Annotated in this window: 16 protein-coding genes; 7 read left to right on the plus strand and 9 right to left on the minus strand. The window is 65.6% G+C overall.

Going from position 1 to position 15530, the window contains the following annotated elements; all coding sequences use genetic code 11:
* Positions 1-619 precede the first annotated feature (619 nt).
* Positions 620-1864, plus strand: a complete 1245-nt coding sequence (locus AC1DEZ_RS08890; protein ID WP_476779666.1) for a Zn-dependent hydrolase — start codon at positions 620-622, stop codon at positions 1862-1864.
* Here AC1DEZ_RS08890 and AC1DEZ_RS08895 read toward each other — a convergent pair.
* Together AC1DEZ_RS08895 and AC1DEZ_RS08900 are read right to left on the minus strand one after the other, a co-directional pair.
* The gene (locus AC1DEZ_RS08895) at positions 1833-2822 is read right to left on the minus strand and encodes a LysR family transcriptional regulator (RefSeq protein WP_476779474.1); all 990 of its coding nucleotides are present in this window, start codon (positions 2820-2822) and stop codon (positions 1833-1835) included. The two genes, AC1DEZ_RS08890 and AC1DEZ_RS08895, sit on opposite strands and share 32 nt — an antisense overlap.
* A 242-nt stretch (positions 2823-3064) precedes the next feature.
* Positions 3065-4537, minus strand: a complete 1473-nt coding sequence (locus AC1DEZ_RS08900) for a DUF2252 domain-containing protein (RefSeq protein WP_476779475.1) — start codon at positions 4535-4537, stop codon at positions 3065-3067.
* A gap of 315 nt (positions 4538-4852) precedes the next feature.
* On the opposite strand from AC1DEZ_RS08900, the gene AC1DEZ_RS08905 reads away from it, so the two are divergent.
* Positions 4853-5059: a DUF3311 domain-containing protein gene (locus AC1DEZ_RS08905; RefSeq protein WP_441511755.1), complete on the plus strand. Its 207-nt coding sequence runs from the start codon at positions 4853-4855 to the stop codon at positions 5057-5059.
* A gap of 54 nt (positions 5060-5113) precedes the next feature.
* Positions 5114-6661, plus strand: coding sequence for a monocarboxylate uptake permease MctP (gene mctP, locus AC1DEZ_RS08910; RefSeq protein WP_476779476.1), 1548 nt, complete (start codon positions 5114-5116; stop codon positions 6659-6661).
* Positions 6662-6709: 48 nt separating this feature from the next.
* On the opposite strand, the gene AC1DEZ_RS08915 is transcribed toward mctP, so the two are convergent.
* The 5 genes from AC1DEZ_RS08915 to AC1DEZ_RS08935 form a co-directional block, all read right to left on the minus strand.
* Positions 6710-7510 carry an anti-sigma factor family protein gene (locus AC1DEZ_RS08915; RefSeq protein ID WP_476779477.1) on the minus strand — a complete coding sequence of 267 codons (801 nt, stop codon included), beginning with the start codon at positions 7508-7510 and terminating at the stop codon, positions 6710-6712.
* The gene (locus AC1DEZ_RS08920) at positions 7507-8037 is read right to left on the minus strand and encodes a sigma-70 family RNA polymerase sigma factor (RefSeq protein WP_476779667.1); all 531 of its coding nucleotides are present in this window, start codon (positions 8035-8037) and stop codon (positions 7507-7509) included. Before AC1DEZ_RS08920 ends, AC1DEZ_RS08915 begins: the two co-directional genes overlap by 4 nt.
* A gap of 47 nt (positions 8038-8084) precedes the next feature.
* Positions 8085-8432 carry a cupredoxin domain-containing protein gene (locus tag AC1DEZ_RS08925; protein ID WP_441511752.1) on the minus strand — a complete coding sequence of 116 codons (348 nt, stop codon included), beginning with the start codon at positions 8430-8432 and terminating at the stop codon, positions 8085-8087.
* Positions 8433-8464: 32 nt separating this feature from the next.
* Positions 8465-9418 (minus strand): metallophosphoesterase family protein, encoded by a 954-nt coding sequence (locus tag AC1DEZ_RS08930; protein WP_476779478.1) that lies wholly within the window; start codon positions 9416-9418, stop codon positions 8465-8467.
* A gap of 87 nt (positions 9419-9505) precedes the next feature.
* Positions 9506-9628 (minus strand): hypothetical protein, encoded by a 123-nt coding sequence (locus AC1DEZ_RS08935; RefSeq protein ID WP_476779479.1) that lies wholly within the window; start codon positions 9626-9628, stop codon positions 9506-9508.
* 146 nt (positions 9629-9774) lie between these two features.
* Between AC1DEZ_RS08935 and AC1DEZ_RS08940 the strand changes: the two genes are divergently transcribed.
* Positions 9775-10572, plus strand: coding sequence for an SDR family NAD(P)-dependent oxidoreductase (locus AC1DEZ_RS08940; RefSeq protein WP_476779480.1), 798 nt, complete (start codon positions 9775-9777; stop codon positions 10570-10572).
* Between the two features lie 80 nt (positions 10573-10652).
* Here the strand turns inward: AC1DEZ_RS08940 and AC1DEZ_RS08945 are convergent, their stop codons facing one another.
* The gene (locus AC1DEZ_RS08945) at positions 10653-11996 is read right to left on the minus strand and encodes an aminotransferase-like domain-containing protein (protein WP_476779481.1); all 1344 of its coding nucleotides are present in this window, start codon (positions 11994-11996) and stop codon (positions 10653-10655) included.
* 178 nt (positions 11997-12174) lie between these two features.
* Here AC1DEZ_RS08945 and AC1DEZ_RS08950 point away from each other — a divergent pair, with 178 nt between their 5' ends.
* The 3 genes from AC1DEZ_RS08950 to AC1DEZ_RS08960 all read left to right on the plus strand — a co-directional run bounded on the left by AC1DEZ_RS08950 (position 12175) and on the right by AC1DEZ_RS08960 (position 13844).
* Entirely contained in the window at positions 12175-12414 is a 240-nt protein-coding gene (locus AC1DEZ_RS08950) for a YjiS-like domain-containing protein (protein WP_476779482.1), read from the plus strand.
* Between the two features lie 73 nt (positions 12415-12487).
* Positions 12488-13246 carry a sulfite exporter TauE/SafE family protein gene (locus AC1DEZ_RS08955; RefSeq protein WP_476779483.1) on the plus strand — a complete coding sequence of 253 codons (759 nt, stop codon included), beginning with the start codon at positions 12488-12490 and terminating at the stop codon, positions 13244-13246.
* Between the two features lie 148 nt (positions 13247-13394).
* Positions 13395-13844, plus strand: coding sequence for a MaoC family dehydratase (locus AC1DEZ_RS08960; protein ID WP_476779484.1), 450 nt, complete (start codon positions 13395-13397; stop codon positions 13842-13844).
* 32 nt (positions 13845-13876) lie between these two features.
* Here the strand turns inward: AC1DEZ_RS08960 and AC1DEZ_RS08965 are convergent, their stop codons facing one another.
* The gene (locus tag AC1DEZ_RS08965; protein WP_476779485.1) at positions 13877-15490 is read right to left on the minus strand and encodes a DHA2 family efflux MFS transporter permease subunit; all 1614 of its coding nucleotides are present in this window, start codon (positions 15488-15490) and stop codon (positions 13877-13879) included.
* Between the last annotated feature and the right edge of the window lie 40 nt (positions 15491-15530).

A 15530-nucleotide genomic window follows, 5' to 3' on the forward strand; every position in this document is an offset into this window, starting at 1 on the left:
ATGACGGTTGTTTAACGCTTCATTAACGAAACAAATTAATTCGAGAATTGAATCGAAATTCAATGCGCCATGTCGACGTCATTTCAAGAAATGAACGATTGAATGGACATTTGTTCCCGGAAAATTGCATCGAGAAAGGACGTGAAATTTATTCAAAGCCACAGATATAGCGAGATACGCGCGGCAACAGCGAAATATTACTTATCTAAACTTAAATTCAACGCGGAAGACACCAAGGTCAAACGCCATAGTCCCGGCAACGCCGCAATGCCGGTCATCCGGTATCGACGCCAAGCTATGACAGGCTCGCGGCACACACGAATCCATTCTGGCAACGGGGGGCATGGGCATTTTCGATGGGTCAGGCTCCGATGGCTTCACCGGCCTCCAACGCGAAGCTGCGGCAACGGAGCTGCCAAAAACCGGCTTCGAATGATCCCGCAAGCGGGCGCTTAGGTCATCTCGGTCGGCACCCAATGGCAAGCATAGGCAATATCTATTTGCCCGCACGGCCGTATCGCTGAATCCTTGTGCCGTTGCCGGCGGCCGTCAGATCCGGATGCCACGGCGCTTCATCCCGTTGTTCGCCTCCGCCGTCGCGGCGGGCGAGGAGATCGCCATGCCCGGCACCGACAAGCTTCGCATCGATATCGAGCGCTTCTGGAGCACGATCGAACGCTCCGCCGAGATCGGCCCCGGCCGCCCCGGCGGCCTGTCGCGCCTCGCCCTCGGCGATGCGGACAAGCAGATGCGCGACCAGTTCGTCGCCTGGTGCCGCGAGGCGGGTCTCGCGATTCGCGTCGATGGCATGGGCAATATTTTCGCGCGCCGCGCCGGAACCGACGACACCCTCCCGCCCGTCGTAATGGGCAGCCATCTCGACACGCAGATCAATGGTGGCCGCTTCGACGGCATCGCCGGTGTTCTCGGCGGGCTGGAGGTCTGCCGGACGCTGGATGCGCTCGGCCACCGCACGCGCAGGCCGATGGAGATCGTCAACTGGACGAATGAGGAAGGCGCCCGCTTCTCGCCGCCGATGGTCGGCTCCGGCTGCTTCGTGGGCGCTTACGCATTGGACTGGGCGCAGGGGCGCCGCGACGATGACGGCAAGTCGATCGGCGAAGAGTTGGAGCGGATCGGCTATCGCGGCGAGATGGAGGCCCAGCCGCAGGCCTTCGATGCCTATTTCGAGTTCCATATCGAGCAAGGCTACTATCTCGACCGCGACGGCATGCAGGTCGGCGTCGTGACCGGCGGCTTCCCGAGCACCGGCATGCTGGTGGAATTCAAGGGCGAGACCGCCCATACCGGCCCCTGGCCGATGGAGCGGCGGCGCAATGCGCTTCTCGCCGGCGCACGCCTTCTGGTCGAGACGGACGAGATCGGCTGGGCCTATGCCGGCGGCGGCGGCAAGGCCACTGCGGCAAGGCTCGTCGCCTGGCCGAACAAGCCGGGCATCCTCTCCGACTGGGCGCAGGCCGTCTGCGACGTCCGCCATCCCGATCCGGAAACCTCCGAGGTCATGGCCGAGCGCGTCCGCCGCGCCGTCGGCGAGTCCGCCGCCCGCGCCGGCTGCACGGCCGAAATCCTCGATATCTGGAAATGGGGCGGCAGGATCTTCGCACAGGAGCTGATCGACAGCGTCCGCGAGACCTCTCTGGCGCTGGGCTACCGCACGCAGGACATCCTCAGCCAGGCTGGGCACGACGCCTATTTCGTCGCGCGCCATGCTCCGACGACGATGATCTTCGCGCCCTGCAAGGGTGGCATCACCCACAACAATGCCGAGCTCTGCACGCGCGAGGACCTCGAACCCGGCCTCAACGTGCTGCTCAATGCTGTGGTAGCGCGGGCGGATCGCTGAACGCGACCTCGGCCGTCTCCGCCGCCAGCTCCTCGTCCATCGCGGCGAGCTGCTGCTCGAACAGGCGCAGGAACGCTGCTTCCGCGGCACTGAGCTGCATGGCGGGGTTGGAAACGAAATAGAGATCGGCGCCCAGAAGATCCTCGGCTCTCGCGAGATTCCACAAAACGCGGTTCGCCAGAGCCTCCTCCACCGAGGCCAGCGGCAGAATGCCGATGCCCATGCCGGCGGCGATCATACGGGTGACCTCCTCGAGATTGGGGCTTGAGCCGACGACGCGGCTCCCGAGGCCGGCCCCCTCCCGCACGGAGACCATAGGCTCCAGCGCTCCGTCCTGCCCGCAGGCGAGCGCGACGAAGGGCTCATCGCGCAATTCCGCCAGCGTTACGTCGGAAAGCCCGAACAGCGGGTGGCCCCGGCCGCAGAGGATGCCGAATTCCTCGCGCAGCAGCGGGCGGCAATCGAGCCCGGCCAGCGGCTTGGCAAGCAGGCAGAAGCCGAAGGGGCTGAGCTTTTGCGACACGGCGCGAATGATGTCCTGGCTGTTGGCCACGTCGATGCGCAGGCTGACGCCCGGGTGCTTGCGGTTGAGCTGCGTCAGCGTCCGGTCGAGCGGCGACAGCACGACATGGGTCACGACCAGCAGCCGCACCAGCCCGGTCAGGTCGTCATGGTCTTCGGACAGCCGGTCGCCGATGCGCGCGACGCTGCGATAGATGTCGACACATTCCTTGTAGAGCAGTTCGCCACGCTTGGTCAGCACGAAGCGCCGGCTGTCGCGCTGGATCAGCTGTCCGCCGAGCGTCTCCTCCAGCCTCTGCAGGGCGGCGGAGACCGTCGGCTGGCGCACGAGCAGCCGGTCGGCGGCGCGCGTGAGGCTCCGTTCCTCGACGATCACGAGGAAGCTGTGCAGCAGATTCCAGTTCAGATGATGCAGTTTTGGCTTCTTGCCGCTCAAGCGCCTGTCTCCCTGGTCGCTCTCGGCATAGTGCAACTCTCTCGCCGCGGCGAGCTATTGGACCGCGTTTCGCCAACTCCGCAGAAGGGCGCGAGAACATCCTGTTCGATCCCTGGTTGATCGCGCTTCCCGGTACCGGGCTGTGCCTGCTCATCCTCGCCGTCAATCTGCTCGGGGACGGCGCCCGCGATGCGCTCGGCAGCAAATGATCGCCCGCGCCCGGAGCGAGGCCGCTCCTTCGGTCAGTGCCTGCCGGATGTCCGCGTCTCCGCATGGCGAGTTGCGCGTCCGGCGCGACCGACACCGGAGGCCTTCGGTCCAGCTTTGACCGCAGGTTTCTCCGTCGGCTTGCCGGAGCCTTTGGCGGCAACGAGCGCCGCATGGTCCCGCGCGGTCTGCGTGGCATAGGCCATGGCGAAGGAGGTCACTGCCTCGTCGAATATCTCGGACCCGCCCATGTAACCTGCGATGGCTGCCGCATCGCCGGAGCGGACATGCGCGCGCGCCAGCGTCCGGCCGCACAATTCGGCATAGGCCGTCAGCGCCTGACCCTCGACCATTTCGGCGATCGATCCCAGCCGGCGGTTCTTGAGCTGCCGGACATAGAACTGGCGCCCGCTGGCAGTGTCGTCCGCCCACCCCAGGAACACGTCGCTCGCCGCCTGCAGCATGCGCTGGCCCTCCACCACGCGCTGCCCCTGATGGGGCTGCGCCGGGCTCCGTCCCTTCGTCAGCCGGGTAAGCACGGATGCCTGAGCCTCCTTGACCTGCAGGAACAWCGGCTCGTCATCSGCYGTCATGAACAATCCGACCACGCAGAACGTGCCGACGCTGCCGACGCCGACGACCTTGAAGGCGAGATCCCGCAGACCGTAGCGCGCAACCAGCACGCGGCGCTCCCGCGGCAAGGTTTCGCGGTAATGATGGAAGACCTTGTGGGCCTGCAGCGTTCGCATGCCGTCGCGGTCCTCGGGGAGATGGTAGATCAGGGGCGGCCGATCCTCGATGCGCCAGGAGCCGTCCGCCGGTGCTGCCAGATGGGGGAAGTTGTCGTCCTGCTGCGGGTTGCTCCGGGCTTTGGTGAGGAGGCTTTGCACGCGCCGGCGTAGCGCCGGATCGTCGATCCGCTCCAATTCCTGTCCGATTTCCGTGCGCGCCTGCCAGGCCTCGATCGGAGCGAGCTTGGCGAGCCTGCGCACCCGGCGGCGGTAGGCCCCGGCCGTCGCGGCAACGGCGAGACGGGCGGCCTTCTTCGAAAATCCGGCGTCCAGCGCCGCTACGGCGACACTGGCGGCTAGGCGCTTGAGGTCAACGGAGAAATCGACGCCCGGCAGCGTTTCGTCGAAGTCGTTGATGTCGAAAAGGATATTCTCCTCCGGCGTGGCGAAGACGCCGAAATTCATGAGATGGCAGTCGCCACAGGCCTGCACGTCCAGACCGACCGATGGGAGATCCGCAAGATCCGCCGCCATCACGGCCGCGGCGCCGCGCAGAAAGGCGAACGGATTCTGCATCATCCGCTCATAGCGAATGGGCAGCAGATCCGGAATGCGGCTGCCATCGGTCTCCGCGAGAATCGAGACCGCCTCGCCACCGTCGCGAAGCGACCATTGCGCATGGCTCTCGCGCGGAACCTTACCGCGCAGGGCCTTGCCGGCGGCGTAGCGCTCGGCACGGGATAGGAGGAGCGTCTTCGTCGATTGATGTCGTGCCATCGGAGACCTCGATCGTAGCGGTCCGGCCCGCATGGCGTCCGCGTCAGCGGGCTCAGCCTTGCCGGCGATACCCCCGCGCCCCGGCATCCCGCGCATTCTGATATCCAGCGGAGATAGGTGCGGCGCCTCGCTCCGCTTCGTCAAATGACGCAACCGTGATTGCAAAATACTCGTCGCTCGCAAAATGTCCGATTCCGATTCTCACAAGTATCGAACCGGTGAGCAGTGCGTATTCGGAAATCCATTGCCAGAGACCGCTCAGGAGGCGCATAATTCGGGTTCTGACCCGAAGGCATGATGTCGGGAGGGCTCGGAATGAACGGCACCGAGGAAAGACGGACCGGGTGGAGCTGGTGGTACCTGCTCTTCATCGTGCAGTTCATCGCGGTCCTCTGGCCGCCCTTCTACAACCGGATCGAACCAACCTGGGCCGGCGTTCCGTTTTTCTATTGGTACCAGATGCTCTGGGTGCTGATCGGGGCCGTCCTCACAGCCATCGTCTACTTCGCGACCAAGGATTGACTCGCCTGACCAGACGTTGCGCCTGACCACGACGAGTTCCGACAGGAGCGTGTCATGCAGGACGTGAACTGGACCGCCACTGCGGTGTTCGTGGCATTGTTCGGCTTCATCACGTGGCTGGGCTTCGCCGCTGCCAACTGGCGCAAGGGAGATCTAGACCAACTCCACGAATGGGGCCTCGGCGGTCGCAGATTCGGAACCTGGATCACCTGGTTCCTGGTCGGCGGCGACCTCTACACCGCCTACACCTTCATCGCCGTACCGGCGCTGGCTTTCGGCGCCGGAGCGGTGGCCTTCTTCGCCGTGCCCTATACGATCGTGATCTACCCGATCCTGTTCCTCGTTTTTCCCAGGCTCTGGCGCGTCTGCCACAAGCACGGCTACATCACCGCCGCCGACTTCGTCCGCGGCCGCTTCGGCAATCGCTGGCTGGCACTGGCCGTGACCATTACGGGCATCGTCGCGACCATGCCCTATATCGCGCTGCAACTCGTCGGCATCCAGGTGGTGATCGGCGCGCTCGGCATTTCCGGCACCGGCTTTGCGGCGGACCTGCCGCTGATCATCGCCTTCCTGGTCCTGGCGGCCTTCACCTATTCGAGCGGCCTGCGCGCTCCGGCCTCGATCGCGATCGTCAAGGACATCCTGATCTATGTCACCGCCTTCACCGCGATCATCGTCATCCCGACGCAGCTCGGCGGCTTCGCCAAGATCTTTTCCGCCATGCCGGAGGCGAAGATCCTGCTCGAAACGCCTGGCCCCGGCACCACCGGCGCTTACGGCAATTACGCGACGCTCGCATTAGGATCGGCTCTTGCGCTGTTCCTCTACCCGCATTCCATGACCGCCATTCTCAGCGCCAGCAGTGGCAAGGCGGTGCGGCGCAACGCGGCCATGCTGCCGGCCTATTCCTTCCTGCTSGGYMTCCTGGCGCTGTTCGGCTTCTTCGCGATCGCCGCCGGCGTCCGCGCCATGCCCGAATACGCGGCGGGGTTCGCCGAGTTCGGCAATAATTTCGCAGTGCCGGCCCTGTTCCTGCACAGCTTCCCGCCCTGGTTCGTCGGCGTCGCCTTCGCAGCCATCGGCATCGGGGCCCTGGTTCCGGCAGCGATCATGTCGATCGCGGCCGCCAACCTCTATACCCGCAACATCCATCGGGAATTCATCAACCGGAACCCGACCGACCGGCAGGAAGCGCAAATGGCGAAATGGGTCTCGCTCATCGTCAAGCTGGGCGCGCTGATCTTCATTCTGTTCGTGCCGACCCAATACGCCATCCAGTTGCAGCTGCTCGGCGGCATCTGGATCATCCAGACGCTGCCGGCGGTGATGCTCGGCGTCTACACACGCTGGTTCGACGACTGGGCCCTCCTGATCGGCTGGATCGCCGGGATCGCCACGGGAACGCTCATGGCCTTCGCGGCCAATCTGACGCCGACTTTTCCGCTCAGCTTCGGCGGCTATGTCTTCCCGGGCTATACCGCCGTCTACACGCTGGCGCTCAACCTCATCACCGCAGTCGTGCTGACCCTGGTCATCCGGGCGTTGAAGGCTCATTCGGCGCCGCCCGACGAGACAATCGCGGCCGACTACTTCGCCTGACGATCGTGAAGCCGGACCGGAGCCCTTCGCGGGGTGACGACGCCAGCATCAGCCCGCCGCGGCCGCGATCCGGAAACGGCTGACGAAATCCTCGAGCGTGGCGCGGTCAGTGTCCGAGATCGCCCAATAGGAAAAAGCGCCGTCGGTCCAGCGGAGCAACGAAAAGCCGCCGGCGGAACGCTCGACCGCGACCGGCGCGGATACGGTTCCGCTTTCCTGCGGCGCGGCCACAAGTGTAATCAGATGCTCCCGGTGCCTGTAGACGAGAGCGGGCACCGTTCTGTTCCCGATCACTTCGACGCGGCCCCCGAGGAGCGAAAACCCTTCCTTCGCAAGATCCGGCGCAGCCGGCGACAAACCGATCCGGCCATCGAGCCATGGCTTGACCGTGTGCCGGTCCGACGAGGCGACGTCCACCGGGCTTGCGGCGAGCAGGCTGCGGCGATGGCTGCTGGCGACCGCCTCCGCAAACCTGTCAGGCGCGCGGCGTGTGATCGTCCATTGGGTCAGCCCGCTTGCCAGAACCGCTGTGACGAGCACCGACGCCGCCATCGCGCGCCAGCCGAACGAGCCGGAGCGGGGAGGTGCCGGCCGTGCCGCCAGCGCGGCGCCAGCGCCAAGCGCGGCGATGCGGGCCCGGAATTCCTCGCGGACCTCGGGCCGAGCCAGGCTGCGAATGGCGGCCTGCGCCGCGGCGATGCGGGCGTGCTCCGCCGCGAGAGCCGGATCTTCTGCCAGGCGCCGCTCCACGGCCAGGGCCGTGGCTGCATCGAGTTCGCCATCAACCAGAGCGTGAAGCAGCAGCCGAAGATCCGCAGGTTCCAGCGGCAATTCCATGGCTCCCTTCATCGGTTGCTCCCCAGTTCCGAGATCAGCAGCCGACGCGCGCGCGACAGGCGGGACATCACCGTGCCCAGAGGCACATGGAGCATCGCCGCAATCTCTCGATAGCTGAGGTCGTTGATGTCCCGCAGCACGACAACCTCGCGAAAGGGATGCGGCAGCAGCGTGACCGCCGCCTCCAGCGCCGCAGCGTCCGCCTTGGCGATCAAGGTCGCTTCCGGCGTATCGGCCCCTGTATCGGCGCAGGCCCCAAGGGCATCGAGATCGGCCAGATCGCCGACGGCGACGATGCGGCGCGGGTGGTTTCGCGCAAGCCAGGCATAGGACTCGTTGCGCACGATCGTCAGCAGCCAGGCTCGCGCATTGCCGCCCGCATAGCCTGTGAGCCCCTTATGCGCCTTCAGGCAGGCCTCCTGCACCACATCCTCGGCGTCATCGACATTGCCGGTCAGCCAGCGGGCGAGCGCCAGGGCGTCGGCGAGATGGGGCAGGACCACCTCGCCAAAGCGTTCCGCCGAGGCTTTGTCACTCAACACCGCGGCATCGTCCGGTTCTCCGGGTACGGCTCGCCCGAGCACTCCTAGGGTGTGACGGTGATGCTACCCTGCATATGCGGGTGAAGCGCACAGAAATAGGGATATTCGCCCGATTTCGTGAAAGTGAAGGCGTAGGAATCGCCTGTGTCGAGCGCCTTGGAACGAAACGAACCATCGTTCGCGACGACGAGATGGGGAATGTCGTCGTCGTTCTCGAAGGTCACGACCGTTCCGACCTTCACCGAGAGGGCCTTGGGCGCAAAGGTGAAGTTCTCGATCTTGACCTGTGAGGCTTCCGCGCCCCGGAGCGGGGTCTGCGCCATGGCGATGACGCCGAGGCCGACAAGCGCGAAGCAGGCGAGCTGTCGAGGAGCAAGGCCTGTGCGGATCATGGCAGTCGTCCTTTTGTGATGCGCCACGGGGCTCAGCTTCCGGCGAGCGTGCTGTCGATGATCGCGAGTTCCTCCTTGCCCCGCTTCACCGCGACATTGGTGATGCCGAGGAGATTGCGCAGTTGGCCCGGAGGCACAGTCATCGGCCCGGGCGATGGCGCGGTTCCGGGCGCCGGCTGCGGGAAGGCGGTCGAGAGGGCGGTGTGGAATGTAACGTTGCCCTCCACCTTCTGCATGATCTGGTGGATRTGGCCGTTGAGCACGGTCACCGAGCCGAAGCGCTTGAGCAGGGCGAGGGCCTGCGCCGCATCGTCGGTGCCCCAGCCCCATTCCGGATAAACCGCCCAGAGCGGAATATGCGCGAAGACGACGACGGGCGTGGAGGCGCTGACGGCCTTCAGGTCGTCTGCCAGCCAGGCCAGTTGCTCAGCGCCGAGATTGCCGAGTCCTCCGGCCTTGAGGTTCACGACATTGACCAGGCCGACGAAATGCACGCCATTCTGGTCGAAGGAATACCAGCCGGCGCCCCTGGTGCCCTTGCCATAGCGGTCGAGATAGGCGCGGCCGGTCCCCTCGTCGATGACGTCATGCTCGCCGGGCACATAGTGCATGTCGAACCCCGAGCCGCCGATGATCTGCGCGGCGGTGTCGAACTGCGAAGCCGTGGACAGATGAGTGATGTCCCCGGTGTGGATCATGAAGGACGGCTTCTCGGGCAGTGCCCGCACCTTGCCGATCGCTTCCTTCAATGTGTCGACGGCATGCGGGTTGGCGGCCTTGTCGAAGCCGATATGGCTGTCCGAGATTTGCAGGAACGTGAAACCTGCGGACGCGCCTTCGGCCGCCTCGGCTTCGCCGAGCAGGCCGAGCGACACGGGCACACCGCCCGAAACCGTCCAAAGGATCCCAGTGCCCGCCCAGATCATGCATTCGAGGGCATGACGGCGGTCAGTCGGTTCGCCATTGCTGTCGTGGTCATGGGTCATGTCGGCCTCCTGCGATGCCGCCGATGGCGGATGCTGAGAAGACCGGACGAGAAGCCCGTTTATTCCCGCGCCCGCCGCGCCGGACGTTCACAGGGGCGTGATGGCATGCAGCCCGAGCGAACCGGCCGCCATCGCGCCACCACCCAAAAACCAATCATGCAGGAAACCGAAGGCCGCCCGCTCCATCGGACAGGTCAGGCGCAATCGCACCGATCGCTCTGCCTCAACCCTCTCGTTTTGAGAGGCAGGTTTTCAATCTGAATCGCTGCCGCACGACATCCGCCAACCCTAATCTCTTCCATCAGCGGATGGCGCGAGAGCATGACGCCTCGTGGATCAACGCGGGAGATATGAGAATGTCAGATACCATGGGAACAGCGGTGGTGACCGGCGCATCGAGCGGCATCGGGGCGGTCTATGCCGATCGGCTCGCCGAGCGCGGGTACGATCTCGTTCTGGTCGCGCGCAGCGCCGACAGGCTCGCCGACGTCGCCAAGCGGATCGGCGCCAGGACCGGCCGCAAGGTGGATGTCCTGCCCGCCGATCTGGCGGACGCTTCGGACCTCGCCCGCGTCGAGGCCTTCCTTCGCGAAACCCCCGACGTCACTCTCCTCGTCAACAATGCGGGTCTCGGCGGGGCGTTGACGCTGCTTGAATCCGACATCGACCAGATGACGTCGCTGATCGCGCTTAACGTCACCGCCCTCACCCGCCTGACCTATGCCGTGGTCCCGCAATTCGTCGCGCGCGGCGCGGGGGCGATCATCAACATCGCCTCGATCGTCGCCATCAACCCGGAGGTCCTGAACGGCGTCTATGGTGGCAGCAAGGCCTTCGTCCTCGCCTTCAGCCAGAACCTGCGGCACGAACTCGCGGGGACCGGCGTCACCATCCAGGTCGTGCTGCCGGGCGCCACCGCCACCGATTTCTGGGCGATCGCCGGGCGGCCGGTCGAGCATTTGCCGAGCGCGATCGTGATGCGCAGCGAAGACCTCGTCGATGCGGCGCTCGTCGGGCTCGATCGCGGCGAATTCGCCAGCATCCCCTCCCTTCAGGACGGCCGTCTCTTCGATGCCTACGAAGCCGCCCGGCAGGCGATGCTCGGCAAGCTGTCGACAGCCGAACCTGCGCCTCGTTACCGGGCTGCGGCCTGACGCTTCTGCCCGCGACGAAGGGCCTCGATGTCATCGAGGCCCTTGCCTGCTGGCGAGGTGAGAGCAATGGCGAGGCTGCCTCATTCCGTTGCGTAGAAGTCGTCCTCCCTCGCGTTCAGCATCGCCGCGAGCGTCCGCAGACCGCTATCGAGCTGATCCATCGCCGGTGCCGCCAGCGCCAGCCTGACGGCATTCGGCGCGTGGCCGGGCGTGACCGCGAAAGTGGTCGAGGGGGTCAGCGCGATGTCGCGCCGGGCTGCGGCGACGACGAAACTCTGCGAGCGCCAATGTGGCGGCAGTGTCAGCCACAGATGATAGCATTTCTCGTTGGCTTGGATCGCGAAGTCCGAGAGACGCTCGGCCGCCAGTTTTTGACGCGCCCGCGCATCGCTGCGCTTCAGCCTGACAAGCTCGGCGGCCGTGCCATCGGACATCATCCGTTGCGTGGCCGCAAATGCGAAGCCCGATGCCGTCCAGCCGCCCGAGCGCACGGCGGCGATCACGCTCTCCCGTAGACGTGGCGGCGGCACGACGAAGCCCAGCGTCAGGCCCGGCGCGACCTTCTTCGACAGGCTGTCGAGGACGATGCAGGATTCCGGCGCGAGCGCCGCGAGCGGCGGCTCGTCGTCGAGGAAGCCGTAGACATGGTCCTCGATGACCGTGAGGCCGAGCTTTTCGACGACACGCAGGAGATCGGCGCGACGCAATGCGCTCATCGTCATGCCCAGCGGGTTCTGGACCGCCGGCTGGATGTAGATGGCCGAGAGATGGGCCTCGCGATGTGCCTTCTCCACGGCATCGGGCCGGACGCCGCCATCGTCCATGGCCAGCGGCACCAGCGAAATGCCGAGTCGGGCGGCGGCTCCCTTGATGAACGGGTAGGTCAGCGCCTCCACGCCGCAGCGTCCGCCTGTCGGCACGGTCGCGGCGAGCGCGGCGGCAATGGCCTGGCGCCCATTGCCGGTGAAGACGAATTCTTCGGCGGATGGGGCCCAGCCGGCCTGCGAGAGATAGCTCGCTGCGATTCTCCGAGCCGCCGGGCTTCCGATGCTGGTGCCCTGCTTCAGGGCGGCATCGAGAGCTGCCGGCTGGTCGAGGCCGGTCAGGCTTTTCGCGATGAGCGCGGTCTGGTCGGAAAGCAGCGGATAGTTGAATTCGAGATCGATCCGGATGCCGCGCGGCTCGCCCGGCGCAGTCACGCCGCGCCTGGCCTCGCCCGAGATGAACGTCCCTCTGCCGACTTCGCCGACCACGAGCCCGCGGCGCAGCAGCTCGCCATAGACCCGACTCGCTGTCGAGACCGCGATGTTGCGGTCATAGGCGAAGCTGCGCTGCGGCGGCAGGCGATCGCCCGGCCTGAGCCGCCCTTCCGCGATTTCCGCGGCGATCGTGTCGGCAAGCTTCACATAATCCAGTCTCGACATTATTGCACCGAGAGCAATGTTTCGATTGCTCCGACTATATCATCGGATCATTCTCTCCGCATCAACAGATTGCACCGGGAAGCGGCGTTGATCTCGCCGATCGATGTGCGGGCGGCCCGATCCGGGCGCCTGGGCGCGCGGGGCCGCTTTGCCCGGAGCAATGAGCAGGAGATTGGACATGGCTATGCTCATTTCCGCGATCGCCCGGCCTGACGTGACCGACGGCCCAGGCCGCGCTTTCCGGCTGTTCGAGGTCTGCCGCCGCGGCATCGCAGGCTATTTCGCCCGTCGCGAGGCCCTCGCGCGGCTTCGTGAGTTCAGCGACTCCGAGCTGCTCGACATCGGCCTCACCCGCGGCCAGATCGAGCCTGCGATCCACGGACTCGACATCTCCATTCCCGATTGGCCGCGGAGGTGACGATGCCCTTCCTCATGTCCCGGAATGTGTGCGTCGGCGCTCGCCGACGCGCGACCGATGCGGAGGCTGCGACATGGAACTGACGCTCGCCACCATCCTGGTCGCCTTTGCCGGCGTTTTCCTGATCAGCTTCATGAGAGGCGCCTTCGGTGGCGGCTTCGCCATCGTCGGCATTCCGCTCCTGTCGACGGTGATGGATCCGGTCACCGCAGGCGGCCTGCTTGCGCCCCTGTTCATCGCGATGGACCTTTACGCGTTGCGGTACTGGAAGCCCTCGACCTGGTCGAGGCCGGATCTCAGGCTGCTCCTGCCGGGACTCGTGACCGGCGTCGGATTCGGCTATCTGCTGTTCCGCGCCCTCGATCATCGGGCCATCGCGATCATGATGGCCGTGATCACGCTGGTCTTCGTCGGGCTTTGGCTCCTGCGGGGCGCAGAAGTCACGCACCAGCCTCGCTCCACGCCCAAGGCGATCGCCGCCGGCCTCACCTCCGGCGTCACCACGATGGTGGCGCATTCGGGCGGTCCGCCTTTGGCGATGTATCTGCTGCCTCTCGGCCTGACCAAGGAGATCTATGCTGGCACGACGAGTTTGTTCTTCACTGTCGGGAACGCCACCAAGCTGGTGCCGTGGCTGCTGCTGGTGCAGCCGGCGGCCGGCACCTGGATGCTGATGGCGATCTGTCTGTTCGCCATCCCCGCGGGCGTGTGGTCGGGCTGGCGGCTGCATGACGCATTGGATCAGCGCCAGGTCTACCGCGCCTGTTATGCTCTGCTGGCCGTGACGGCCTTGAAGCTCTTGTGGGACGGCGTCTCCGGCTACCTCGCCTGAGCGGGCGCCTCATCCATTTTCCGGCGCGGCGGCCCGCAAGGTGCGTCGCGCTGGTGATTGCCCGTATGCTGACGCAAGCTGCCTGCCGGGTGCGGGGCCGGCAGCGCTGCGGCCTTTGGACGGGCGACATGGCAAGGGAGGGCGCGACGTGAAGCAGTTCTATCTCGACGATCTCGAACCCGGACAGACCTTCGTCAGCGCTTCCCATGCGCTCGACGAGGAGCAGATCAAGGCCTTCGCTAGGGCGTTCGATCCCCAGCCCTTCCATCTCGACGGGCAGGCCGCCGAGAAGACGCTGTTCGGCGGCCTCGCGGCCAGCGGCTGGCACACCGCCGCGATCACCATGCGGCTGAATGTCGAGTCGGGCCTGCCGCTCGCCAATGGCATCATCGGCGCCGGCGGGGAGATCCAATGGCCGGCTCCGACGCGGCCGGGCGACATCCTCCATGTCGAAAGCGAGGTGAAAAACGTCGTCCCCTCCCGTTCGCGCCCCGATCGCGGCATCGCCACCATCGTCAGCAGGACGCTCAACCAGCGCGGCGAGGTTCTGCAGATCCTCACCGCCCGACTGGTTGTGTATCGCAGGCCGGCGGGCTGAACAGCCGCTTTCGCCGGCCCGCCGCAGGGCGGTCAATGCGCGCCCCCGCCTCCGCCGCCGAGATCGACCTTCCGCGTGAAAAGCAGCGCGACGGCCGCCAGCGCGAGCACCACGCCGATCACCGCGAAGGTGTCGCTGAAGCCGAGAATGAGCGCCTGGCGGTGCACGCTCGCGCCGATCGCGGCAATCGCCTTCTGCTTAGCGAGCGCGATATCGCTCACGCCATGCGCCACGAAATACTGCGTCAGATGGTCGATCCTGTCGCGCACCTCCTCGCGATAGAGCGTGACGGACTGGCCGATGATGTTGGAGTGAAACTGCTCGCGCTTGCTGAGCACGGTTCCCAGCGTCGCCGTGCCGACCGCGCCGCCGAGATTGCGCAGCATGTTCGAGAGGCCTGACGCCGCGGCCGCCTCGCCGGGCGCGATGCCCGCGGTGGTGATGAGCGTGATCGGCGTCAGCACCAGCGCCTGACCGACGGCGCGCACGATATTGGGCACGAAAAACTGATCGCCGGCACTGTCGAGCGACAGGGTGACGTTCATGAAGCAGCTTGCAGCAAAGATGCTGATACCGACGAAGCCGACCTGGCGCGCGCCGAACCGCTTCATCAGGAGCGGGACGAGCGGGATGATGAGCAGTTGCGGCAGGCCGGTCCAAGCCAGCACGAGGCCGATCTGCTGGGCATTGTAGCGCTGCACCTGGCCGAGATACTGCGGCAGGATGTAGACGGTGCCGAAGAGCGCGACGCCGACCAGCACATTGACCAAAACGCCGATGCCGAAATTGCGCTGCTTCAGGAGGCGAAGCTGCACCAGGGGCTTCGCGACGGTCAGTTCGATGACGATGAAGGCGGCCAGGAAGATCGCCGCGATGACCGCTAGCTTGACGATGAAGGGGGACTGGAACCAATCGTCCTTATTGCCTTCCTCGAGCACGGTCTGCAGCGCCGAGAGACCGATCGCCATGGTAACGATGCCCACCCAATCGCCCTCGCGGAGCAAAGCGAGCTGCATCGGCTTCTTCTCCAGCGTGAAGAAGAGCGCGACGGCCATGGCGATGCTCGGCGGCGCATTGACGAAGAATATCGACTGCCAGCCATAGTTCTCGGTCAGGTAGCCGCCGATGGTCGGGCCGATCGCGGGCGCGAAGGTGACCGACAGCGCGAAGAGCGCGAGCCCGAAAGGCTGCTGCGGCTTGGGCAGCTTGGTCAGCACCATGGTGAAGGCCATCGGGATCAGCACGCCGCCCGCAAAACCCTGCAGGCCGCGCAGCACGATCATCGTGCCGAGATCATGGGCGAAGGCGCAGGCTGCCGAAAAGATCGGGAACAGGATGGCGTTGGCCAGGATGTAGCGGCGGAACGAAAAGACGCGGCTCAGATAGTCGGTGAGCGGGATCACCACGATCTCGCCGATGAGATAGGAGGTCGAGATCCAGGCGCCGTTATCGACGCCGGTACCGATGCCCCCTTCGATGTCGAGAAGCGAGGCATTGGTGATCTGGATGTTGAGGATCGCCATGAAGGCGCCGATCATGCCGGCGCCCACCGCGATCCAGGCGGCGGAGCTGGCCTTCTCGGGCGGGGCTGCTGCCGTAGCGGTATCGTGAGTGGCGGGTGAAATCGTCGGTGTCAGGGTAGACATCATTCCCTCCTGCCGTGTCCCGGCTGGGAAGACGGGCGTC

The sequence above is a fragment of the Allobosea sp. 10L422 genome, from assembly GCF_056395345.1.